Consider the following 21,906-nt stretch of genomic DNA (forward strand, 5'->3'; position numbering starts at 1 on the left):
AAAGCGCCGATTTTAACGAGCCCGGCACTTCCCTGTGTCGGTCGAAAATCGAAGTCCCGCTTGAATTCCAAGGGCTTGGATCGCTAGGCGCCGCTTCGTGGCGACGGTTTTTCCCTTGCGAGTTTGACAGCTATAAAGAGCGCGTCTGTGGCTGCAGAAGATACGTCCGTTTCAGGTGTGTCCGGCCGTTATGCAACGGCCTTGTTTGAACTGGCCCGCGACCAGAATGTGGTCGATGCGGTCAAAGCCGATCTCGACCGGTTCGGCACCATGCTCAGCGACAGCGCGGATCTGAAGCGCCTCGTCCGTAGCCCGGTGTTCTCGGCAGATAGCCAGTCCAAGGCGCTGTCAGCGGTGCTGGACAAGGCCGGCATATCAGGCATTTCCGCCAATTTCCTCAAGGTGCTGACGGCCAACCGCCGCCTGTTCGCGGTGGCCGATGTCATCCGCGCCTACGGCGCGCTGGTTGCCAAATATAAAGGCGAGGCCTCTGCCGACGTGACCGTCGCGGAGCAGCTCTCGGACAAGAATCTCGACGCTCTCAAGGCCGCCCTCAAGTCGGTGACCGGCAAGGACGTCGCGCTCAACGTGAAAGTCGATCCCTCGATCATCGGCGGCCTCGTCGTCAAGCTTGGCAGCCGCATGATCGATAGTTCGCTTCGCACCAAACTCAATTCGATCAAGCACGCGATGAAAGAGGCAGGCTGATGGACATCCGCGCCGCGGAAATTTCCGCGATCCTCAAGGACCAGATCAAGAATTTCGGCCAGGAAGCTGAAGTCTCCGAAGTCGGACAGGTGCTGTCCGTCGGCGACGGTATCGCCCGCGTCTACGGTCTGGACAACGTCCAGGCCGGTGAGATGGTCGAGTTCGAGAACGGCACCCGCGGCATGGCGCTGAACCTCGAAACCGACAACGTCGGTATCGTTATTTTCGGCGCCGACCGCGAGATCAAGGAAGGCCAGACCGTCAAGCGCACCCGCGCCATCGTGGACGCGCCGGTCGGCAAGGGCCTGCTCGGCCGCGTCGTCGACGCGCTCGGCAACCCCATCGACGGCAAGGGTCCGATCCAGGCCGACAAGCGCATGCGCGTCGACGTCAAGGCGCCCGGCATCATTCCGCGCAAGTCGGTGAGCGAGCCAATGGCGACCGGCCTCAAGGCGATCGATGCCCTGATCCCGATCGGCCGCGGCCAGCGCGAGCTGATCATCGGCGACCGCCAGACCGGCAAGACCGCGATCGCGCTCGACACCATCCTGAACCAGAAGCCGCTCAACGCGCAGCCCGACGAGAACATCAAGCTCTACTGCGTCTACGTCGCGATCGGCCAGAAGCGTTCGACCGTCGCCCAGTTCGTGAAGGTGCTGGAAGAGCAGGGCGCGCTGGAATATTCGATCATCGTCGCTGCGACCGCCTCCGATCCGGCGCCGATGCAGTACATCGCTCCGTTCACCGGCTGCACCATGGGCGAGTACTTCCGCGACAACGGCATGCACGCCGTCATCATCTATGACGACTTGTCCAAGCAGGCCGTCGCCTACCGCCAGATGTCGCTGCTGCTGCGCCGCCCGCCGGGCCGCGAAGCCTATCCGGGCGACGTGTTCTACCTGCACTCCCGCCTGCTCGAGCGCGCGGCGAAGCTCAACAAGGACCAGGGCTCGGGCTCGCTGACGGCGCTGCCGGTCATCGAAACCCAGGCCAACGACGTGTCGGCCTACATCCCGACCAACGTCATCTCGATCACCGACGGCCAGATCTTCCTGGAAACCGACCTGTTCTTCCAGGGCATCCGTCCCGCGGTGAACGTCGGTCTGTCGGTGTCGCGCGTGGGTTCGTCTGCCCAGACCAAGGCTACCAAGAAGGTCGCCGGCAAGATCAAGGGCGAGCTCGCGCAGTACCGCGAAATGGCGGCGTTCGCGCAGTTCGGCTCCGACCTCGACGCCTCGACTCAGCGCCTGCTCAACCGCGGCTCGCGCCTGACCGAGCTTCTGAAGCAGCCGCAGTTCTCGCCGCTGAAGATGGAAGAGCAGGTCTGCGTGATCTGGGCCGGCACCAACGGCTATCTCGACCCGCTGCCGCTCAACAAGGTGCGCGCGTTCGAGGACGGTCTGCTCTCGCTCCTGCGTGGCAAGAATGTCGAGATCCTCAATGCGATCCGCGACAGCCGCGACCTCTCGGACGACACGGCGGCCAAGCTGAAGGGCGTGGTCGAAGGCTTCGCCAAGAGCTTCGCTTAATAGTAGCTTTGCTTGATGGCGCGGCCGGGCATCCCGGCCACGCGTTTCGCTTGAAGCAACAATGAAGAGCGCGTGCCCGGCACACGGCCGGGCATGACGATAGGGACAGGCTAGCGGTCAAGTCGCAGACTGACCGTCGGGGTGAACGAAGAATGGCGTCTCTCAAAGACATGCGGGTCCGCATCGCCTCCACCAAGGCGACGCAGAAGATCACCAAGGCCATGCAGATGGTGGCGGCGTCGAAGCTGCGCCGCGCCCAGACTGCCGCCGAAGCGGCGCGTCCCTATGCGGACAAGATGTCTGCCGTGATCGCCAATATCGCCAGCGCCGCGGCGGGCTCGCCCGGCGCGCCTGCGCTGCTCGCGGGCACCGGCAAGGATCAGGTCCACCTGCTCCTGGTCTGCACCGGCGAGCGCGGCCTCTCCGGTGCGTTCAACTCCTCGATCGTGCGTCTGGCGCGCGAGCGCGCGTTGGCCCTCCAGAACGAGGGCAAGGAAGTCAAATTCTTCTGCGTCGGCCGCAAGGGCTATGAGCAGCTCCGCCGCCTGTTCGACAAGCAGATCGTCGAGCACCTGGATCTTCGCTCTGTCCGCCAACTCGGCTTCGTCAACGCCGAGGATATCGCAAAGAAGGTGCTGGCTCGCTTCGATGCCGGCGAGTTCGACGTCTGCACGCTGTTCTACTCGCAATTCAAGTCGGTGATCGCACAGATCCCGACTGCCCAGCAGGTGATCCCGCTGGTCGTCGAGGAGTCCGCCGCCGGCGCGACAACGACGTCCTACGAATACGAGCCGGAAGAGGACGAGATCCTCACCCGCCTCCTGCCGCGCAATCTCGCGGTGCAGATCTTCCGCGCGCTGCTCGAGAACAACGCTTCGTTCTACGGCGCGCAGATGTCGGCGATGGATAACGCCACTCGCAACGCCGGCGAAATGATCCGCAAGCAGACGCTGGTCTACAACCGCACGCGTCAGGCTCAGATCACCAAGGAACTCATCGAAATCATCTCCGGCGCAGAAGCAGTCTGACCGGAAGCGAAATTCGGATCGAAGGAGACAGTAAATGGCTACAGCAGCCACCCAGATCGGTCGCGTCACCCAGGTCATGGGCGCCGTCGTCGACGTGCAGTTCGAAGGCCACCTGCCGGCCATTCTCAACTCGCTGGAGACCAAGAACGGCAACAACCGCCTGGTGCTCGAAGTCGCGCAGCACCTCGGTGAATCGACCGTCCGCACGATCGCGATGGACGCCACCGAAGGTCTGGTGCGCGGCCAGGAAGTGACCGACACCGGTCAGCCGATCTCGGTTCCGGTGGGTGACGGCACGCTGGGCCGCATCATGAACGTCATCGGCGAGCCGATCGACGAGGCTGGTCCCATCAAGGCCGAGGGCATCCGCGCGATCCACCAGGAAGCGCCGACCTATACCGACCAGTCCACCGAAGCTGAAATTCTCGTCACCGGCATCAAGGTCGTCGATCTTCTTGCTCCGTACGCGAAGGGCGGCAAGATCGGCCTGTTCGGCGGCGCCGGCGTCGGCAAGACCGTGCTGATTCAGGAGCTGATCAACAACGTCGCCAAGGCGCACGGCGGTTACTCCGTGTTCGCCGGCGTCGGCGAGCGTACCCGTGAGGGCAACGACCTCTATCACGAGTTCATCGAGTCCAAGGTCAATGCCGATCCGCACAATCCGGATCCGAGCGTGAAGTCGAAGTGCGCTCTCGTGTTCGGCCAGATGAACGAGCCGCCGGGTGCGCGTGCCCGCGTCGGCCTCACCGGTCTGACCGTCGCCGAGCACTTCCGCGACCAGGGCCAGGACGTGCTGTTCTTCGTCGACAACATCTTCCGCTTCACGCAGGCCGGCTCGGAAGTGTCAGCGCTGCTCGGCCGTATTCCTTCGGCGGTGGGTTATCAGCCGACGCTCGCCACCGACATGGGCGCGCTGCAGGAGCGCATCACCACCACGCAGAAGGGCTCGATCACCTCGGTGCAGGCCATCTACGTTCCGGCCGACGACTTGACCGATCCGGCGCCCGCGACCTCGTTCGCGCACTTGGACGCCACCACCGTGCTGTCGCGCGCGATCTCGGAAAAGGGCATCTACCCGGCGGTGGACCCGCTCGACTCGACCTCGCGCATGCTCTCGCCGCTCGTCGTCGGTGAGGAGCACTATCAGACCGCGCGTCTCGTCCAGCAGGTGCTCCAGCGCTACAAGTCGCTGCAGGACATCATCGCCATTCTCGGCATGGACGAGCTCTCGGAAGAGGACAAGCTGACGGTGGCACGCGCCCGCAAGATCGAGCGCTTCCTGTCGCAGCCGTTCCACGTCGCCGAAGTCTTCACCGGCTCGCCCGGCAAGTTCGTCGAGCTCGCGGACACCATCAAGGGCTTCCGCGGCCTCTGCGAAGGCAAGTACGACCACCTCCCGGAAGCCGCCTTCTACATGGTCGGCACCATCGAAGAGGCGGTCGAGAAGGGCAAGAAGCTGGCTGCCGAGGCGGCCTAAGCAGCGAATAGCGAATAGGGAGTAGCGAATAGCCGCTCCCTTAATCGCCACTCGCCATTCGCTACTCACCATTCGCAGGTTTCCTTCATGGCCACCTTCCACTTCGATCTCGTCTCTCCCGAAAAGCTCGCCTTCTCCGGCGAGGTCGATCAGGTCGACATTCCCGGTTGGGAAGGTGATTTCGGCGTGCTCGCCGGACATGCTCCCGTCGTGGCTGCGGTGCGGCCGGGCATCCTGACCATCTTCGCCGGCGGCCAGAAGCAGAAGGTCATCGTGACCGGTGGTTTGGCCGAAGTCTCCGATAACCGCCTGACGATCCTCGCCGACGTCGCCACCTCGATCGACGAGCTCGACCGGGCGCAGTTCGCCGATACCATCACGCAGATGCAGGAAAAGCTCTCCGAGAAGGAAGGCGGCGAGCTCGATCTCGCGATCGCGCGGCTCGATCACTACAAGAGCATCCAGCACGAGCTCAATACGACGGCTATGCACTAAGCCCCGGGGCACCGCTCCGGGGCTCGCACAAAAAAATTCCTGAATGAATTCAGCGCTCGTCACGGAAGTGACGGGCGCTGAAACCTTATTGCACCGCGTCTTGGATAACGGCATTCTGCCGCAGCAAATGGAGTTCCAGGGCTGGTGCAGATGAAACGCAAGATCGCGGCGATCTTCGCAGCCGATATTGCCGGATATTCCAGGCTGGTCGCGGAAGACGAAGAGGAGACACTGCGGCGTCTCGCCTCTTATCGGTCCGTCGTCGACGATTTCATTGCGAAGGCCGGCGGACGGATCTTCAACACCGCCGGCGATGCCGTGCTCGCGGAATTTCCGAGCGCGGTGGATGCGGTGCGCTGTGCGATCGACATCCAGGAATCCCTGCGGACCCGCAACATGGCCTATCCGCCGAGCCGGCAGATGTCGTTCCGCATCGGCATCACCATCGGCGACGTGGTCGAGCGCGACGGCGATCTGTTGGGCGACGGCGTCAACATCGCCGCGCGCCTCGAGGGGCTTGCCGAAGTCGGCGGCATCTGCGTCTCGCGCGCGGTGCACGAGCAGGTCGCCAACAAGCTCTCGGTGCAGTTCGCCGACATCGGCGCGCAGGAGGTCAAGAACATCCCGACCCCCGTGCACGCCTACATGGTCGCGATGCGCCGCGAGGACGGAAGTTATTCGACACCGCAGGTCAAGAAGCCAGGCGCGAAGCCCGCGCCGGCGCCGAACTGGATGTGGCCGCTGGTGGTCGCGGTCGTCTCCATCGTCGCGATCGGCGTTGCGGGCTTTCTCTATTTCACCAAGCTCGAGCAGACATCGACGGCGGTTGCGACGTCGAGCCCGCCGCCGGCCGCAACCGCAGCCGCCGTGCCGAGCGCGCCTGCGACGCCGGCTACAACGGCACCAAGCCCGGCGGCAAAAGCACCCGCGAGCACGCCGACTGCAACTCCGACGACAAACCCGACTGCGACCGCAGCAGCCTCACCCACACCGGCCCCGTCGTCGCCGGCCGCCGCAGCCAAATTTCCGGCCGACCAGGTGCCGTTCGTTGGCGAGCGCGCTCGCGCTTACCTCACAAATGAATATTCCGCGGCAGGCGACTCCAAGGCGTTCGCGCTCAACATTGGCGGCTTCGTTGGCTACGCATTGAATCAGCCGAACGAGGACGCTGCGCGCAGTGCGGCGCTCGATCAATGCCAGAAGCGCGCCGATACCGCGCAGTCGCCGCGCCGCTGCGAGATCTACGCCGTCGGCAACAACATCATCTACGCTCATGGCCGGCCGCCGATGCCGCCGCAGCCTTGGGTCCGAGTGGACCCCATGACCCAGCGGCCGTTTGCCTCGAAAGACGTTCCAATGGTGAGGGATCAGGCGAAGGCCCGGCTGGAGAGCTTCGTGCCGGCCGCAAAGTCCCGTGCGGTCGCGCTCGGGCCCGGTGGGCAATATTTCATGGTGGTCGGCACCGCAACCATCGACGAAGCGGCGCGACGCGCTCTGGAATCCTGCGGCGCGTTTGCCGGGGGCGCCTGCATGATCGTGGCCGTCGACGACAATTTCACTGTGCCGATTCCCTCGACGCTGCGCGTGACCGGCTTCTTTCATGCCGCCAGCAATCCATCGATCATTGCCGATGCGCGTGACGACGTCGTCCGCAAGCTCGGCGAGGCCATGGGCTGGAATGCGGTTGCCGTGGGGACCGCGGGGCGCCCGGGACTGGGGCTGAAGGCTGCCGACGAGCAGACCGCCGTCAACGGCGCACTCGCCGAATGCGCCAAGCGCGACAGCGATTGCCACGTCATCGCCATCGGCCCGTTCACGGTGGGACCGATCAATTGAGGCGGGCTCGGTTCACCTCTCCCCCAGCGGAGAGAGCTCTGGTGCCGCACCGGTTCGGCGCTACCGAGATCGCGTCCTGCCGCTGATTTTGTCCGTCGAGTCAGTGACTTCTCAAAATCCACAGCGCATCGCGCCGGCAGTTGCCGGCTACTTTGCATGGGGCTGTTTTCGACTCTTAGGTTCCGAACGGCGCGAACTGCTGCGCCACCGCGCGATAGACCTCGCGGCGGAATGGCACCACCAGATCGGCGACACGGTCGAGACGCTCCCAGCGCCAGGCATCGAACTCAGCGGGCTGGTCGTTGCGCGGCGTCAGCGGATCGATCTCCTCGTCACGCCCCGTGAAGCGCAGCGCGAACCATTTTTGGCGCTGGCCGCGGAATTTCGCCAGGCGATGCGTTTGCGGTCCGTCATAGGGAGGAAATTCATAGGTGAACCAGTCGGTCTCGCCGAGATACTCGGCACTCTTGACGCTGGTCTCTTCCCAGAGCTCGCGCATCGCGGCATCGCGCAGGTCCTCACCTTCGTCGACGCCGCCCTGCGGCATCTGCCAGTCCAGTCCCGGCAGGATGATCTCGGGGCCGTCACCCCGGAAGCGATGGCCAATCAGCACCAGGCCGCCGGCATTGAACAGCGCGATCCCGACATTGGGACGATAGGGCTTTTGATCGGGCACCAACTTCTCTCTTCGTCATTCCGGGGCGCGCGAAGCGCGAGCCCGGAATCCTTAACCACAGGCCGTTACCGGTTGAAAGGTCGTGGTTGATATCTGCCGCACCAACTACCGCCTCTGGTTGTGGATCCCCGCCCCAGTGCGCAATTGCGCACAAGGCGGGGATGATCCCGGAGAGGGCGGCGGCGACTCCGCTCTGTCAGCTCGCCGCGAGCGCGGCAAATTCCTGCACCACGCGATCATAGACCGGGCGCTTGAAGGGAATGATCAGCGAGGAAAGATTCTTCATCGGCTCCCAGCGCCAGGTGACGAATTCCGCCTTGTGACCGCCGCCGCCGGGGTTGGCGACGTCGATCTCGCTGTCCTTGCCGGTGAAGCGCATGGCGTACCATTTCTGGCGCTGGCCGCGGTAACGGCCCTTCCAGGCGCGGCCCGCGACGGTACGCGGAATGTCGTAGGTGAGCCAGTCGGCGACCTCGCCGAGCCGTTCCACCGAGCGCACGCTGGTTTCCTCGTAAAGCTCGCGCATGGCGGCTTCCCAGGTATCTTCACCGGGATCGACGCCACCTTGCGGCATCTGCCAGACATGGGTCTCGTCGACATGCTCGATGCCGCCGGCGCGGCGCCCGATGAAGACCAGTCCGTCCTTGTTGAGCAGCATCACCCCAACGCAGGTCCGGTAGGGCAGGTCCTCGTAACGCGTCATTCCGCCAAACCTCTCACCACTCGTGGCCGACCCTTTCGTCCCCATGGGACCTGCCGTACCAATCCGTTGATTCAGCTGGATTTTGATTTCAACATCGCGGTTGTCAATGGCACCAGCAGGACACCGCGGTCGGGCAGCGTCTTGATCCAGGTACCTAACCGCTCGATCGAGACGGGCAGGGCGGAGGCGGTGCCGATGGCGACGCCGCGCTCGCGGGCGATGGATTCGAGCTTGTTGAGGGCGCGGTCGATTTCGGCGCCGGTCGGTACCGCATCGATCGCGATATCGCCCTTGCCGAACGGCATGGCCTGGCTTGCGGCGGCCTGGGGCGCGACGCTGCGCGGCGAGGAACCGTCGTCGAAGAAGCCGAGCCCGCGCTTGGCGGCCTCACGCACGATCGGCTGCACCGCCGCGTCGGTGGCGATGAAGCGGGCGCCCATGAAATTGGCGAGCCCGGCATAGCCCTGCATCCGGCTCAAATGCCAGTACAGCCGGTCCATGTTCTGGTCGGTGCTCAACGAAGTGAGCAGGGTCTGCGGGCCCGGATCATTGTCGGGGAAGTCGTAGGGCTCCATCGGGATCTGGAGGAAGATCTCGTGGTGCTGGGCGCGGGCGCGCTCGGCGAGCTTGCCGGGATCGGCGCCATAGGGTGTGAAGGCCAGCGTCACCGCGCCCGGCAGTTTCATGATCGCATCGGCGGTCTTGGCGGCACCGACGCCGAGCCCGCCGATGACGATTGCGACAATGGGCGTCTTTGCCGCCTTGGCGCGGTCGGCTTCCGCCGCATAGACCGTGAATGGCTTCAGGTCCGCGGCTGCGACCGGGATCATGCCGTAACGCGACTTCTCGAGCAGCCGCTGGTCGACCCCGGACATGATGGCGGGCGCGGCGGCTGCCGGATCGCCCTTGTCGGCAGCCTCGCCGCCGCTGCCGATCATGACGTCATGGCGGGCGCCGCTGGAGCCGTCAATGATGGTGACGGTCTTCTGGTCGCCGGGCGCGGCCTGCTTTGGCGCCGCCTTGGTCTCATGGCCCGAATTTTCGGGCGCCGCGGTTGCCGGCTTGTCCTCGGCGGCCTTCTGCTCGCGGATGGCAACGCGCGTGATCGGCTCGCCGCCGAGCGGGTCCTTGTTGAAGATGGCAAAGCCGGCAAAGGTCGCGAGGAACAGGAGAAGCAGGACGGCGATCACCTGCAATCCCGTGAACGGCAACCGCAGCCGGCGTTTCCGCCGCGGCGTGTCCCGTCCGAGCGGAGCACTCAGATCATCGGCCGTTTCAGTCATGCGCGATCCCGAATCACTCGGCAATGACGATAACACGACGTGGTCAAGCGGCGGCAGGCCGTGGGTCTACCGGGGTAAAGCTTCCCAGCAAAAAAGGGCGGCTCCGTGAGCCGCCCTTTTGAAACGTCTAGGTTGCCGCGTGACGTCAGTTCGCCGCTTTGGGCTTGTCGGCCGCTGCCTTGTTGTCTCCCGGCGCTGGCGCCGCTGAGGCGCTGTTCTTGATGCCGTGCAGGAGATCGTCGGCCATCTTGAGCGCCTTGTCGTCCTTGGCATCCGGCGGAACGTAGGACTGCGAGCCGGTCTTCTCGTCGCCATCGTTCTTGAGGTGCCCGCGCAGCGAGGCCTCGCCCTTGGTGTCGGTACGAGACTTCAACTCGTCCGGCACGTCCTGGAGCACTTCGATGTCGGGCACGATGCCCTTGGCCTGGATCGACTTGCCCGACGGCGTGTAGTAGCGCGCCGTGGTCAGCCGCAGCGCGCCATTGCCGCTGCCGAGCGGAATGATGGTCTGCACCGAGCCCTTGCCGAACGAGCGCGTGCCGACGATGGTCGCGCGCTTGTGGTCCTGCAATGCACCGGCGACGATTTCCGAGGCCGAAGCCGAGCCGCCGTTGACCAGCACGATCACCGGCTTGCCCTTGGTCAGGTCGCCCGGATGGGCGGAGCGGCGCTGGGTCTCCTCGGCATTGCGGCCGCGGGTCGACACGATCTCGCCGCGCTCCAGGAAGGAGTCCGACACTGTGACTGCTTCTTCAAGAAGGCCGCCGGGATTGTTGCGGAGGTCGATGACGTAGCCCTTCAGCTTGTCGCCGATCTGGTTCGAGAGATTGGCGATCTCCTTCTTCAGGCCTTCGGTGGTCTGCTCGTTGAAGGTGGTGATGCGGATATAGGCGATGTCGTCGGCTTCGACGCGGGCGCGCACCGAGCGGACGCGGATGTTGTCGCGCACCAGGGTGACGTCGATCGGATTGTCGACGCCCTTGCGGATGATCTTGAGCTTGATCTTGGTGTTGACGGGGCCGCGCATCTTCTCGACCGCCTGGTTCAGGGTCAGGCCCTGCACCGCCTCGTCGTCGAGATTGGTGATGATGTCGTTGGCCATGACACCGGCGCGCGAGGCCGGGGTGTCGTCGATCGGCGAGACCACCTTGATCAGGCCGTCCTCCATGGTGACCTCGATGCCGAGGCCGCCGAACTCGCCGCGGGTCTGCACCTGCATGTCACGGAAGCTCTTGGCGTCCATGTAGCTTGAGTGCGGATCGAGGCCGGAGAGCATGCCGGAGATCGCCGATTCGATCAGCTTGGTGTCGTCGGGCTTCTCGACATAGTCGGAGCGCACGCGCTCGAACACGTCGCCGAAAAGGTTGAGCTGGCGATACGTGTCCGCGGTCGCGGCGCGCGCGCTCGAACCCATGAACACCGCGCGCGGCTGGGTCACGAACAGCGTCAGCGCCGCGCCGGTGGCCGCGCTGAGGAGGATAACTGAAGTCTTGCGCATCATCCGCGAACCTTCTCGCCTTCATTTGCGGCCCACCATGGGCCTGGATCGATTGGAGTGCCGTCTTTGCGGAACTCGACATAGAGCACGGGTTGACTCGCATTGGTGGCGAAAATGGAGGCGACTTGGGATGTCGACCCCATGATCGCGACCGGCTCCCCCGTGAGCACAAACTGTCCGATGTTTACCGAAATGCGCTCCATCCCGGCGATCAGGACATGATACCCGCCCCCCGCGTTAAGGATCAAGAGTTGTCCATAGCTGCGGAAGGGGCCTGAATAGACCACCCAGCCGTCACACGGTGTCGTGACCTGGGAGCCGGGCCGACTTGCCAAGGAAATGCCCTTTTGGACGCCGCCGACGCCGTCGGAACCGCCAAAATCCCTGATCTTGGTACCGTTGACGGGCAGCGGCAGCAGACCCTTGGCCGAGGCGAAGGCGATTGCCGGGCTGGTCCGGGAACGGTCCTTGAAGGCGGCCGGCCCCGGCTTGGCGTTGGCGGCCGCCTTCGCCTCGGCCTGCTTTGCGGCCTCGGCTGCCTTGGCGGCGCTTTGCAGGTCCTGCTCCATCTTGGCGATCAGGCCCTGGAGGTCGCCCACCTGCCTGGAGAGCGCGATCGCGCGCGCATTTTCGGCGTCGAGGTCCTTTTCCCGCGAGGCCTGCTGGCGCTGCCGCTCGTCGACGAGGGCTGCAAGCCGCGTCTGGTCGTTGCGGACCTTGTCGCGGTCGGCGGCGAGCTGGTCGCGCTCGGTTGCGATGTTCTTGCGCAGGGCCACGAGCTCGGCGAGCTCACTTGCGATCTTTTCCGCGCGACCACGCAGTTCCGGAACCAGGGCGCCGAGCAGCATGGCCGTGCGCAACGATTGCAGCGCGTCCTCGGGCCGCACCAAAAGCGCGGGCGGCGTCCGCCGGCCGGCGCGCTGGAGCGCGGCCAGGACCTCGACGATGTCGGCACGCCGCGAATTGAGCGAATTGCGCATCTCCTGCTCGCGCCCGCTCAGCGCGGTCAGCCGTGATTCGGCCTCGCCGATTTTGGTTTCGACGCCGCGCACGTTGGCGGCGGTGTCGATCAGTTGCTGGTTGAGCTGGGTGCGGTCCTGGCCGAGCGAGGCGATCTCGGCCTTCAGCTTGGCCTGCGCCTCCTCGCCGCTCTTTTGCCGCTGCCGCGCGGCTTCGAGCTCCTGCTCGCGCTGCTTGATCGCATCCGCCGAGATCGCGGCGGTCTGCGGCGCAGGCGATGCCGTCTGCGCGGCCGCCGGCGCAAGATGGCTGCCGGCAAAGCCCGCGATCAGCAACAGGTTGAGAAACTGAGCCCGCATCGCGTCGGAAAAGGTGCTCGTTGTGGCGCGAATCACGCGCGATGATAGGGATGGCCGGCCAGGATGGTTGCGGCCCGATAAAGCTGTTCCAGAAGCATGACGCGAACCATCTGGTGCGGCCAGGTCGCCGCGCCGAACGCGATCACGAGCTTGGCCTTACGGCGCAATTCGGGCGAAAGTCCGTCCGCCCCGCCGATGATGAATATTGTATGCGCGCTACCTTGGTCGCGCCAGCGGCCGAGATTCCGTGCAAATACGGTCGAATCGAGATTTTGCCCGCGCTCGTCGAGCGCCACGATCACTGACTTGTCGGGAATGTGCGAACCGATTGCCGCGGCCTCTTCGGCCATGCGGGTCGCAGTGTCGCGCGCGCGGCTTTCCGGAATTTCATGGACGGTCAGCTCGCGAAACCCGAGCTTGCGGCCGACCTCGTCGAACCGCTCGAAATAACGATCGGCAAGCTCCCGTTCGGGGCCCTGCTTCAGCCGGCCAACCGCAATGACAGCAACACGCATGACGTCTTTAGAACCGCGTCTTTAGAACCGCGTCTTGAGAGCCGCGTGTTCAACCCGCGCACACCACGCGCGCGCACGACGCTAGCATGCGCGTCAGCCGATTCGAAATCGGCCTCTTCAGCCTCTAGATCGCCTTCGCCGCCCCAGGGCCCTGCGTGTACAATCTCTCGAGATTGTAGAACTCACGGACCTCGGGTCTGAACACGTGCACGATCACATCGCCGGAATCGATCAGCACCCAGTCGCAATTGGGCAAGCCCTCGACATGGATGTTCTTGATGCCGGTTTCCTTGAGGCTCTTCGTGACGTTTTCCGCGATCGCGCCAACGTGCCGGTTGGCCCGGCCCGTGGTGACGATCATGTAGTCGGAGTACGCCGATTTGCCGCGAAGGTCGATGGTGACCGTCTCTTCCGCCTTCATATCCTCGAGGCGGGAGAGGATCAGGCTCAGCGTCTTGTCGGCGTCGGGTTGCGCCTTCAAGGCCGCAGCTTGGGTCGATGTTTTACGCGTAGGCTTGGCAACCTTGGGTAAAACAGACTTGGACAATACAGATGTGGTCAGGGACCATTCCTTTCACTGTATCGCGAACGCCGAATCCGACGCTCACTGGCTACACTACATCATGTGGGGTTAAGGGTTTCAATATGCCAGAGCGTGTTCCCCCCCACGAGCTGCCTCACGCAATGCCTCATTTGGCCGCCTTCCAGCTCCCGTCCGGGTTCCGCAAGGTTGTCGAGGACAGGCTGAGCTTCAGCCCGGTGAGGAAGACCCATGCCGGCGCCGGCCGATCCGCAAGACGCGCTGCCTCATTCTCCGGCAAACGGTAACGGGCGAGTGCCCGGGCGGCGGGCGAGGCGAGGGCGCGAAAGCTTTGCGGCGGGCGGTCGATGACCGCCATCGGCACCTGGGCCGCGATGCGCTGCCAGTCCTGCCAGCGATGGAATTGCGCGAGGTTGTCGGCGCCCATGATCCAGACAAAGCGCAGGCCGCTTGCGCGGCGGCGCAAGAAGTTGATCGTGTCGATAGTGTAGCGCGTGCGGATGACGGATTCGAGACAGCTCACCTCGATGCGCGGATCGCCCGCGACCGCGCGCGCAGCCTTCATGCGCTCGCCGAGCGCCTGCAGCGCGCCGTTTTCCTTCAGCGGATTGCCCGGCGTCACCAGCCACCACACGCGATCGAGTTGCAATCGCGTGAGTGCGAAGCGGCTGATCGCGCGATGCGCGTGATGCGGCGGATTGAAGGAGCCGCCGAGCAGCCCGATGCGCATGCCATCGGTATAAGGCGGCAACGCTTGCGCCACGAAGCGCGGCACGACGAAATTGTTGCTCAATGCCCGCCCTGCGAGGTCACGGCCGCGTCTGTCCAGTGCCGTGGACGCGGTACTTGAAGCTCGTGAGCTGCTCGGCGCCGACCGGGCCGCGCGCATGGAATCGGCCGGTGGCGATGCCGATCTCGGCGCCAAAGCCGAACTCGCCGCCATCGGCGAATTGCGTCGAGGCGTTGTGCAGGACGATCGCGGAGTCCACTTCGCTCAGGAATTTTTTCGCGGCAGCTTCGTCCTTGCTGACGATGGCGTCGGTGTGGTGCGAGCCGTGGCGCTGGATATGCGCGATCGCGCCGTCGACGCCGTCCACGACCTTCGCCGCGATGATCGCGTCGAGATATTCGGTGTCCCAGTCGTCCTCGCTCGCAGCTTTGACGCGCGCATCAGTCGCCTGCACGGCATCGTCGCCGCGCACCTCGCAGCCGGCGTCGATCAGCAGGCCGATGAGCGGCTTCAGGCTCTTCGCCGCTCCCGCGCGATCGACCAGCAACGTCTCCGCCGCGCCGCAGACGCCGGTGCGGCGCATCTTGGCATTGAGCACGATCGATTTCGCCATCTCGAGATCGGCGCTGCCATCGACATAGACGTGGTTGACGCCTTCGAGATGCGCGAACACAGGCACGCGCGCCTCCGCCTCGACGCGCGCGACGAGGCTCTTTCCCCCGCGCGGCACGATCACGTCGATGGCGCCGTTCAGGCCCGCAAGCATCATGCCGACCGCGGCGCGGTCGCGCGTCGGCACCAGCGTGATCGCAGCTTCAGGCAGGCCGGCCTCACGCAGGCCCTGCACCAGGCATTCGTGGATCGCGCGGCAGGAGCGGAAACTGTCGGAGCCGCCGCGCAGGATCACGGCGTTGCCGGATTTCAGGCACAGCACGCCGGCATCGGCTGCGACATTGGGCCGGCTCTCGAAGATCACGCCGACGACGCCGAGCGGCACGCGAACGCGCTCGATGATCATGCCGTTCGGCCGCTGCCAGCTCTCGGTGACGACGCCGACGGGATCGGCAATGCCGCGCACGATGGCGATGCCCTCGGCCATCGCCTCGACGCGCGCAGGCGTCAGCGTGAGACGGTCGATGAAGGCGCCCGTGGCGTCGCTGCTGCTGCGGGCCTCGGCCACGTCCTCGGCGTTGGCCGCGAGAATGGCCGCCGCGTTGTTACGGATCGCACGCTCCATGGCTTCCAGCGCCCGGTTCTTCTGCTCCGCCGGCGCCAGCGCCAGCACGCGCGCCGCAGCGCGGGCCCGGGCGGCGAGATCGGTCATCAGCGCCTGGAGATCGGCAGTGCCGTCGAGGGCTTTGAGGGGGGCGGCCATGGGAATTCAACCTTCTGCTAAGGCGGTGTCCTAGCACGGAAATCCCGCATTTGCGAAGGGCGGGGAGGGAATGGCTGATCTCTCCCGGGGCGCGGCAGCTGGGTCATTGGCCCAGTGAGGTAGATCCGAAAACCGAGGTAGGTCCGGCGATAGTCGTCAGTTTAGCTTCCGGATCGGAACGGGACAGATTGGCTCACCAGGTGCCAGCCACTCGAACACATACTCGCACGGTTCGGCGTCGCCTTCGGCATAGATCTCATGCTTAAGGGTCCACCCCAGACGAACGTATTGCTGTGCCATCTGCGCTGAATGAGCTTTTGCGAGTCTTGGCTTGGACATGCCGCTCTTGGCTCGTTGGGAGCCTCCCCAATGGGAAAAAGCAATGAGGCCGCTTCGGCCCTTACCCGCCCACCACCAGATCATCGCGGTGGATCATCTCCGACCTCCCGCTGATGCCGAGGATGGCCATCACGTCGGGCGAGGAGCGACCCTTGATCCGCTCGGCATCGTCGGCATCATAGGCGATCAGGCCGCGGCCGATCTCGCGCATATCGGGGCCGCGCACGATCACGGCATCGCCGCGGGCGAACTGGCCCTCGACCTTGATCACGCCCGCCGGCAGCAGGCTGGCGCCGGCGCGAAGCGCGGCGACGGCGCCGGCGTCGATGGTCAGCGTGCCCTTCGGCTCCAGCGAGCCCGCGATCCAGCGCTTTCGCGAGGTCACGGGATTGGCCGGCGTCAGGAACCAGGTGCAGCGGCCGCCGTCGGCGATCGCCTGCAAGGGGTGCTCGATCTTGCCCGACGCAATCAGCATATGCGTGCCGCCGGTGGTCGCGATCTTCGCGGCCTCGACCTTGGTGCGCATGCCGCCGCGCGACAGTTCGGACTCGGCATCGCCTGCCACGGCCTCGATCTCCGAGGAGATGCTGTCGACCACCGGAATCAGCTTCGCGTTCGGATTGTTCTTCGGCGGCGCGTCGTAGAGACCGTCGATGTCCGACAACAGCACGAGCAGGTCGGCGCTCGCCATGGTCGCGACGCGCGCGGCGAGGCGGTCGTTGTCGCCATAGCGGATTTCGGTGGTCGCCACCGTGTCGTTCTCGTTGATGACGGGGATCGCGCGCCACTCCAGGAGCTTGCCGATGGTCGAGCGCGCGTTGAGATAGCGGCGGCGCTCCTCGGTGTCCTGCAGTGTCACCAGGATCTGCCCGGCGCCGATGCCGTGGGCCCCGAGCACCTCCGACCAGATCCGCGCCAGCGCGATCTGGCCGACGGCGGCCGCGGCCTGGCTCTCTTCCAGCTTGAGCGGGCCGCGCGGCAGCTTGAGCCGGCTGCGGCCGAGTGCGATCGAACCCGAGGAGACGATCAGGACGTCGCGTCCCTCGCAATGCAGCTTTGCGAGGTCGGCCGCAAGCGCCGCGAGCCAGGATGCGCGCACTTCGCCGGCATCGGAATCGACCAGCAGCGCCGAGCCGACCTTGACGACGATGCGGCGGAATTGACTGAGTTCGGGGTTGGCCATGGGCGCTTGGGGACGAATTTGCTCTGCATTGTAAGGCGGCGGAGCGAAAGGCGGCGCCGGTGAGGCCTGCTTTTGCAGCAGGACGATGGCCGGCGCAAGGCGGGGCTGCGGGTAACGGGGCTGCCGTTAAACAGCGTTAACGGCCTTGTCTGCCGCCGCGGCACCTGTCTAATGCGGCCGAATAGAGGGAGGGCACGTATGGATCGCCGCGACTTCATCGCCGGATGCCTCGGGCTGCCGCTGCTGTCGCAGGCGGGCCGGGCGCACGGCCAGGCCGGGCTGACCAAGATCATCTTCCCGTTCGCGGCGGGCGCCGGCGGCGACACGCTGTGTCGGCTGATCGCGCAGGAGATGGCGCCGGCGCTGCAGAAGACCATCGTCGTCGAGAACCGCACCGGCGGTGACGGCCTGATCGGCATCAAGGCGGTGAAGGGCGCCAATCCCGACGGCAGCATGGTGCTGGTGACGACGGGGCCCACCATGTACCTGCTGCCGATGGTGGAGACGACGCCGACCTTCGATGCGGCAAAGGATTTCATGCCGGTGTCGCTGCTGGCGCGCTTCGAGTTCGCGGTCGTGATTGGACCTGCGATCGCAGCCAGGAATTTCGGCGAGTTCGTCGCCTGGCTGAAGGCGAATCCGGACAAGGCGACGTTCGGCGTGCCTAGCAATGGCACCATCCCGCATTTCATGGGCTCCAGGCTGGAGAAGGATCTCGGCATTCCCTTGAGCCGTGTGCCCTATCGCGGCAGCGCGCCGATCCTCAACGACCTCGTCGGCGGCCACGTGCCGTTCGGCATCACGACGCTGGCCGACGCGCTTCCGCAGCATCGTGCCAAGGGCGTGACCATCATCGCCGTCTCGAGCGCAGAGCGTTCGCCGTTCGCGCCGGATGTTCCGACGCTGAAGGAGAGCGGCATCGATCTCGTCGCGGACGCCTGGTACGGCATGTGGCTTCCCGCCGGCAGCCCGCCAGAATTTGCGGCTAAGCTCAGTGCCGCCGCAGTTGCAGCGCTCGCAAAACCCGAGGTGAAGGAGAAGCTCACCGCGATCGGACTCATTCCGGTCGGCAGCACGGCGGAGGGGCTCACGCAGGAGCTCGCCGCCAACACCGCGTTCTGGCAGCCGATCGTGAAGGCGACAGGATACAAGATCGAGAATTGAGAGGTGCTGCCTCTTCTCCCTCTCCCCGTTCTTACGGGGAGCGGGAAGTAGTCACAGCTTCGCGCGCTGGGCGATGCCGTCGCGGATCGCGGTGAGTTCGGCTTCGTCCCAGATGCCGATCAGGAACCCGCCCTTCACCTGGAGCTGATTGTCGGCATAGGCCGCGATCTTCTCGGGGGACGTGGTGATGTGACCGCTTGGATGCAACGCCCAGTCGAACAGCTCGGCCTGAAGCCTTGCGATGATGCCGGCGCATTCAGGATCGTCGCCGCGATCGACAAATTCTTCCGGATCGGTCTCGAGGTCGTACAGCATCGGGCGGAAGCCGGAGGCGTGGATGTATTTCCAGCGGCCGTCGAACACCATGAACAGGCGGCAGCGCTCGATCGGCTGGTTCAGCTTCAGCCGCACGTCCTGCATGGCGTAGTCGTATTCAGAGAACGCGACCTTGCGCCATTGCGGCTTCTCGCCGCGCAGCAGTGGCAAAAGCGAATGGCCCTCGAGGATGTGGCTGGGCACCGCGCCGCCGAAATAATCGACGAAGGTCGGTGCGAGATCGATGCCCTCGACGAGCGCATCGCATATCGTGCCACGCGTGGCGTCGGCTTCCTTCGAGGGATCGATCACGATCAGCGGGATCTTCGCCGACTGCTCGTGGAACAGGTCCTTCTCGCCCATCCAGTGATCGCCGAGATAATCGCCGTGATCTGACGTGAACACGATCATGGTGGTTTCCAGGAGGCCGCGCGCCTCCAGGAATTTCATCAGCACGCCCATCTGGTCGTCGATCTGCGTGATCAGGCCCATATAGGTCGGGATCACCTTCTCGCGGGCATCGTCGCGCGCCATGTTGCGGGAGTAGCGCATGTCCATGTAGGCGCCGAACACCGGATGCGGGTTTTGCCGCTCGCGCTCGGAGCGGATCGGCGGCAGCATGTCCGAGGTCTTGTACATGCTGGCGTAGGGTTCTGGCGCGATATAGGGCCAGTGCGGCTTGATGTAGGAGAGGTGCAGGCACCACGGCCGTCCGTCGCTCTCCGCCTCGGTGATGAAGTCCATCGCACGGCGCGTCATATAGGGCGTCTCGGAATGCTCGTCCGGCACGCGCGCGGCCTTGTCGGCATGCACCAGCAGCCAGCCGTTCTGCAAAGACCCGTCGTCGGCAGCACCTGAATTCGCCCAATGCTCCCAGGGATTGGTCGCCTCGTAACCCTGCTTGCGGAGATACTCGTCGTATTTCGGACGCGGCCGGCCCGTCGGATGCAAGCCGTCGTCGCGCTCATAAGGCTCGAAGCCGCATTCGGCGACGTGCACGCCGATGGTCGATTCCGGCGGGATCCCGAGCATCTTCATGCCTTCGAGGTCGGGCGCCATATGGGTCTTGCCGACCAGCACATTGCGCACGCCGATCTTGCCCAGGTGATCGCCGAGCGTCGGCTCGCCGACGCGCAAGGGCCAGCCGTTCCAGTGCGAGCCGTGCGAGCGCATGTAGCGCCCGGTGTAGAACGACATCCGCGAGGGACCGCAGATCGGCGATTGCACATAGGCCTTGGAGAACAGCACGCCGCGCTTGGCTATGGCGTCGATGTTCGGCGTCTTCAGCGTCGGATGTCCGGTGCAGCCGAGATAGTCGTAGCGAAGCTGGTCGCACATGATCCAGAGAACGTTTTTCGCGCGCGACATGCTTTTCGCTCCACCGTTTCTTTATCTGCCGGATGCTGCGCTATCGATGGCGCGAAGACAACCTCTCCCCGTCGGGGAGAGGTGTTGAGAGAGCGCCGCCGCCCCCTTTAAGCCGACCAAGGCTCCGCTTCGGCCGCGCTCTTGGCCTTGCTGGAGACCGGGCTCTCGCCGATCACGTCGGCAAGTGCGCGCAGCGCTTCCTTGACGCCCTGGCCGGTGGCGCCGGAGAGCAGCAACGGCGTCTTCTTGGCGGCGCGCTTCAGGCGATCCTTCTGCTTCTTCAGTTCATCCGGCTCGACCGCGTCGATCTTGTTCAGCGCGACGATCTCGATCTTGTCGGTCAGCAGCCCGCCATAGGCATCAAGCTCCGTGCGCACCGTCTTGTAGGCCTTGCCCGCGTGCTCGCAGGTCGCGTCGACGAGATGCAGCAGCACGCGGCAGCGCTCGACATGGCCGAGGAAGCGGTCGCCGAGGCCTGCGCCTTCATGCGCGCCTTCGATCAGACCCGGAATATCCGCCAGCACGAACTCGCGGCCGTCGGCATTCACGACGCCGAGCTGCGGATGCAGCGTGGTGAAGGGATAGTCGGCGATCTTCGGCTTTGCCGCGCTGACCTTGGAGAGAAACGTCGACTTGCCGGCATTGGGGAGCCCGACCAGGCCGGCATCCGCGATCAGCTTCAGCCGCAACCAGATCCAGCGCTCCTCGCCGGGCTGGCCGGGATTGGCGTTGCGCGGCGCGCGATTGGTCGACGATTTGAAATGCGCATTGCCGAAGCCGCCATTGCCGCCCTCGGCGAGCACGAATTTTTCGCCGACCTTTGTGAAGTCGTGGATCAGCGTCTCGCGGTCCTCGTCGAAGATCTGCGTGCCCACCGGGACCTTCAGCACGATCGCCTTGCCGTTGGCGCCGTGGCGGTCGGAGCCCATGCCGTTCTCGCCCTTCTGGGCCTTGAAGTGCTGCTGATAGCGGTAGTCGATCAGCGTGTTGAGCCCGTCGGCGACCTCGATGACGACATTGCCGCCGCGGCCGCCATTGCCGCCGGAGGGGCCGCCGAATTCGATGAACTTCTCGCGGCGGAACGCCACGCAGCCGTTCCCGCCGTCACCGGAGCGGATATAGACCTTTGCTTCGTCGAGGAATTTCATGGGTCATAGGTAGGGCAGGGAAGCCAGCGCGGCAACCCGAACTTGTCCGGGAAGGAGCCGAAATTTAAGCGATTTTCGACCCTTGCTTAACCAGTTGACGTCACGCCGGGCGCAGCCGGATCAGGAATTTCTGCGTCCCCTCCAGCACCAGCTCCTTGCGCTGGTTGAACACGGTACTCGTCAGCGTCACGACGCCAGTCGAGCGTCCCGGCACCAGCTCGGTGACCTCGAGCGCGGGATAGATGGTGTCGTCGGCGTAGACGGGCTTGAGGAACCGGCTCGACTGCTCGAGGAAGCCGACGAGGGACTCCTCGACCATGAAGGGAAACAGGCCTGCGCCGGGCGCGGTGTGGATCAGCGTCTGGAAGCCGTGGGCGACAGGTTCGGCATGCCGCGGGCGCGGCAATATTCGACGTCATAGTGCACCGGATGAGTGTCGCCGCTCGCGGTCTGGAATGCGGCGAACACCGCCGAGGTCTGCGTGCGGCTCGGCAGCACGAAGCGTTCGCCGAGGACGAAATCCTCAAACCAGCGTTGCGCGGGGATCATGCGGTGCCGGGTCGGATCGAACGCGGTCATGACTGGTGCTCTCTTGCCAGAGATATCAATCGCTACCGCGATGCGAAGAGTGCGACAATACGTTCAATTCGTCTTGACCGGGCTTGTCTGGGCTCTC

19 protein-coding genes and 1 pseudogene are annotated in these 21,906 nt (G+C 64.9%); 7 read left to right on the forward strand and 13 right to left on the reverse strand.

The genetic code is table 11. The features are described from left to right. Positions 1 to 147 precede the first annotated feature (147 nt). The 6 genes from YUU_RS0117485 to YUU_RS0117510 all read left to right on the forward strand — a co-directional run bounded on the left by YUU_RS0117485 (position 148) and on the right by YUU_RS0117510 (position 7,073). Positions 148 to 708, forward strand: a complete 561-nt coding sequence (locus YUU_RS0117485; protein WP_027523558.1) for a F0F1 ATP synthase subunit delta — start codon at positions 148 to 150, stop codon at positions 706 to 708. Next, the gene (gene atpA, locus YUU_RS0117490; protein WP_027523559.1) at positions 708 to 2,237 is read left to right on the forward strand and encodes a F0F1 ATP synthase subunit alpha; all 1,530 of its coding nucleotides are present in this window, start codon (positions 708 to 710) and stop codon (positions 2,235 to 2,237) included. Before YUU_RS0117485 ends, atpA begins: the two co-directional genes overlap by 1 nt. A gap of 152 nt (positions 2,238 to 2,389) precedes the next feature. Beyond that, positions 2,390 to 3,265, forward strand: a complete 876-nt coding sequence (locus YUU_RS0117495; RefSeq protein ID WP_027523560.1) for a F0F1 ATP synthase subunit gamma — start codon at positions 2,390 to 2,392, stop codon at positions 3,263 to 3,265. A gap of 34 nt (positions 3,266 to 3,299) precedes the next feature. Continuing rightward, on the forward strand, positions 3,300 to 4,742 hold the full coding sequence (gene atpD, locus YUU_RS0117500) for a F0F1 ATP synthase subunit beta (protein WP_027523561.1): 1,443 nt from the start codon (positions 3,300 to 3,302) through the stop codon (positions 4,740 to 4,742). Positions 4,743 to 4,829: 87 nt separating this feature from the next. Continuing rightward, positions 4,830 to 5,237, forward strand: coding sequence for a F0F1 ATP synthase subunit epsilon (locus tag YUU_RS0117505; RefSeq protein WP_027523562.1), 408 nt, complete (start codon positions 4,830 to 4,832; stop codon positions 5,235 to 5,237). A gap of 150 nt (positions 5,238 to 5,387) precedes the next feature. Then, positions 5,388 to 7,073, forward strand: a complete 1,686-nt coding sequence (locus tag YUU_RS0117510) for an adenylate/guanylate cyclase domain-containing protein (RefSeq protein WP_027523563.1) — start codon at positions 5,388 to 5,390, stop codon at positions 7,071 to 7,073. Between the two features lie 175 nt (positions 7,074 to 7,248). Here the strand turns inward: YUU_RS0117510 and YUU_RS0117515 are convergent, their stop codons facing one another. The 10 genes from YUU_RS0117515 to proB form a co-directional block, all read right to left on the reverse strand. Further along, a complete protein-coding gene (locus YUU_RS0117515; RefSeq protein ID WP_027523564.1) occupies positions 7,249 to 7,749 on the reverse strand; it encodes an RNA pyrophosphohydrolase in 501 nt (166 codons plus the stop codon). 196 nt (positions 7,750 to 7,945) lie between these two features. After that, the gene (locus YUU_RS0117520) at positions 7,946 to 8,452 is read right to left on the reverse strand and encodes an RNA pyrophosphohydrolase (RefSeq protein WP_027523565.1); all 507 of its coding nucleotides are present in this window, start codon (positions 8,450 to 8,452) and stop codon (positions 7,946 to 7,948) included. Between the two features lie 71 nt (positions 8,453 to 8,523). Next, positions 8,524 to 9,735, reverse strand: coding sequence for a divergent polysaccharide deacetylase family protein (locus YUU_RS0117525; RefSeq protein ID WP_027523566.1), 1,212 nt, complete (start codon positions 9,733 to 9,735; stop codon positions 8,524 to 8,526). A gap of 145 nt (positions 9,736 to 9,880) precedes the next feature. Then, the gene (locus YUU_RS0117530; protein ID WP_027523567.1) at positions 9,881 to 11,236 is read right to left on the reverse strand and encodes a S41 family peptidase; all 1,356 of its coding nucleotides are present in this window, start codon (positions 11,234 to 11,236) and stop codon (positions 9,881 to 9,883) included. Then, positions 11,233 to 12,552, reverse strand: a complete 1,320-nt coding sequence (locus tag YUU_RS0117535) for a murein hydrolase activator EnvC (RefSeq protein ID WP_027523568.1) — start codon at positions 12,550 to 12,552, stop codon at positions 11,233 to 11,235. Before YUU_RS0117535 ends, YUU_RS0117530 begins: the two co-directional genes overlap by 4 nt. A gap of 32 nt (positions 12,553 to 12,584) precedes the next feature. Next, on the reverse strand, positions 12,585 to 13,067 hold the full coding sequence (gene rlmH / locus YUU_RS0117540; RefSeq protein WP_027523569.1) for a 23S rRNA (pseudouridine(1915)-N(3))-methyltransferase RlmH: 483 nt from the start codon (positions 13,065 to 13,067) through the stop codon (positions 12,585 to 12,587). A 124-nt stretch (positions 13,068 to 13,191) separates the two neighbouring features. Further along, positions 13,192 to 13,548, reverse strand: a complete 357-nt coding sequence (gene rsfS / locus YUU_RS0117545) for a ribosome silencing factor (RefSeq protein WP_027523570.1) — start codon at positions 13,546 to 13,548, stop codon at positions 13,192 to 13,194. Positions 13,549 to 13,756: 208 nt separating this feature from the next. Next, a complete protein-coding gene (locus YUU_RS0117550) occupies positions 13,757 to 14,401 on the reverse strand; it encodes a nicotinate-nucleotide adenylyltransferase (protein ID WP_027523571.1) in 645 nt (214 codons plus the stop codon). Positions 14,402 to 14,417: 16 nt separating this feature from the next. Beyond that, positions 14,418 to 15,713, reverse strand: coding sequence for a glutamate-5-semialdehyde dehydrogenase (locus tag YUU_RS0117555; RefSeq protein WP_027523572.1), 1,296 nt, complete (start codon positions 15,711 to 15,713; stop codon positions 14,418 to 14,420). A gap of 400 nt (positions 15,714 to 16,113) precedes the next feature. Beyond that, the gene (proB, locus tag YUU_RS0117560; RefSeq protein ID WP_027523573.1) at positions 16,114 to 17,235 is read right to left on the reverse strand and encodes a glutamate 5-kinase; all 1,122 of its coding nucleotides are present in this window, start codon (positions 17,233 to 17,235) and stop codon (positions 16,114 to 16,116) included. Positions 17,236 to 17,433: 198 nt separating this feature from the next. Here proB and YUU_RS0117565 point away from each other — a divergent pair, with 198 nt between their 5' ends. Beyond that, positions 17,434 to 18,399, forward strand: a complete 966-nt coding sequence (locus tag YUU_RS0117565; RefSeq protein ID WP_027523574.1) for a Bug family tripartite tricarboxylate transporter substrate binding protein — start codon at positions 17,434 to 17,436, stop codon at positions 18,397 to 18,399. A gap of 51 nt (positions 18,400 to 18,450) precedes the next feature. Here YUU_RS0117565 and YUU_RS0117570 read toward each other — a convergent pair whose 3' ends face one another. From YUU_RS0117570 to YUU_RS62705, 3 genes and pseudogenes are all read right to left on the reverse strand, one after another. Next, a complete protein-coding gene (locus YUU_RS0117570; protein ID WP_027523575.1) occupies positions 18,451 to 20,082 on the reverse strand; it encodes an alkaline phosphatase family protein in 1,632 nt (543 codons plus the stop codon). A 107-nt stretch (positions 20,083 to 20,189) separates the two neighbouring features. Then, positions 20,190 to 21,230: a GTPase ObgE gene (obgE, locus tag YUU_RS0117575; protein WP_027523576.1), complete on the reverse strand. Its 1,041-nt coding sequence runs from the start codon at positions 21,228 to 21,230 to the stop codon at positions 20,190 to 20,192. Positions 21,231 to 21,330: 100 nt separating this feature from the next. Next, positions 21,331 to 21,809: pseudogene (locus YUU_RS62705) on the reverse strand (MaoC family dehydratase). Between the last annotated feature and the right edge of the window lie 97 nt (positions 21,810 to 21,906).

This window comes from Bradyrhizobium sp. Ec3.3, assembly GCF_000472925.1.
In the GTDB taxonomy this organism is placed as follows: domain Bacteria; phylum Pseudomonadota; class Alphaproteobacteria; order Rhizobiales; family Xanthobacteraceae; genus Bradyrhizobium.

What these genes read in the sequence shown, in the direction of transcription:
- rlmH (WP_027523569.1), bottom strand. Translation starts at nt 13,067, where the DNA reads ATGCGTGTTGCTGTCATTGCGGTTGGCCGGCTGAAGCAGGGCCCCGAA.
- YUU_RS0117525 (WP_027523566.1), bottom strand. Translation starts at nt 9,735, where the DNA reads ATGACTGAAACGGCCGATGATCTGAGTGCTCCGCTCGGACGGGACACG.
- atpD (WP_027523561.1), top strand. Translation starts at nt 3,300, where the DNA reads ATGGCTACAGCAGCCACCCAGATCGGTCGCGTCACCCAGGTCATGGGC.
- YUU_RS0117530 (WP_027523567.1), bottom strand. Translation starts at nt 11,236, where the DNA reads ATGATGCGCAAGACTTCAGTTATCCTCCTCAGCGCGGCCACCGGCGCG.
- YUU_RS0117535 (WP_027523568.1), bottom strand. Translation starts at nt 12,552, where the DNA reads ATGCGGGCTCAGTTTCTCAACCTGTTGCTGATCGCGGGCTTTGCCGGC.
- YUU_RS0117520 (WP_027523565.1), bottom strand. Translation starts at nt 8,452, where the DNA reads ATGACGCGTTACGAGGACCTGCCCTACCGGACCTGCGTTGGGGTGATG.
- YUU_RS0117565 (WP_027523574.1), top strand. Translation starts at nt 17,434, where the DNA reads ATGGATCGCCGCGACTTCATCGCCGGATGCCTCGGGCTGCCGCTGCTG.
- YUU_RS0117570 (WP_027523575.1), bottom strand. Translation starts at nt 20,082, where the DNA reads ATGTCGCGCGCGAAAAACGTTCTCTGGATCATGTGCGACCAGCTTCGC.
- YUU_RS0117495 (WP_027523560.1), top strand. Translation starts at nt 2,390, where the DNA reads ATGGCGTCTCTCAAAGACATGCGGGTCCGCATCGCCTCCACCAAGGCG.
- YUU_RS0117505 (WP_027523562.1), top strand. Translation starts at nt 4,830, where the DNA reads ATGGCCACCTTCCACTTCGATCTCGTCTCTCCCGAAAAGCTCGCCTTC.
- obgE (WP_027523576.1), bottom strand. Translation starts at nt 21,230, where the DNA reads ATGAAATTCCTCGACGAAGCAAAGGTCTATATCCGCTCCGGTGACGGC.
- YUU_RS0117555 (WP_027523572.1), bottom strand. Translation starts at nt 15,713, where the DNA reads ATGGCCGCCCCCCTCAAAGCCCTCGACGGCACTGCCGATCTCCAGGCG.
- atpA (WP_027523559.1), top strand. Translation starts at nt 708, where the DNA reads ATGGACATCCGCGCCGCGGAAATTTCCGCGATCCTCAAGGACCAGATC.
- proB (WP_027523573.1), bottom strand. Translation starts at nt 17,235, where the DNA reads ATGGCCAACCCCGAACTCAGTCAATTCCGCCGCATCGTCGTCAAGGTC.
- YUU_RS0117510 (WP_027523563.1), top strand. Translation starts at nt 5,388, where the DNA reads ATGAAACGCAAGATCGCGGCGATCTTCGCAGCCGATATTGCCGGATAT.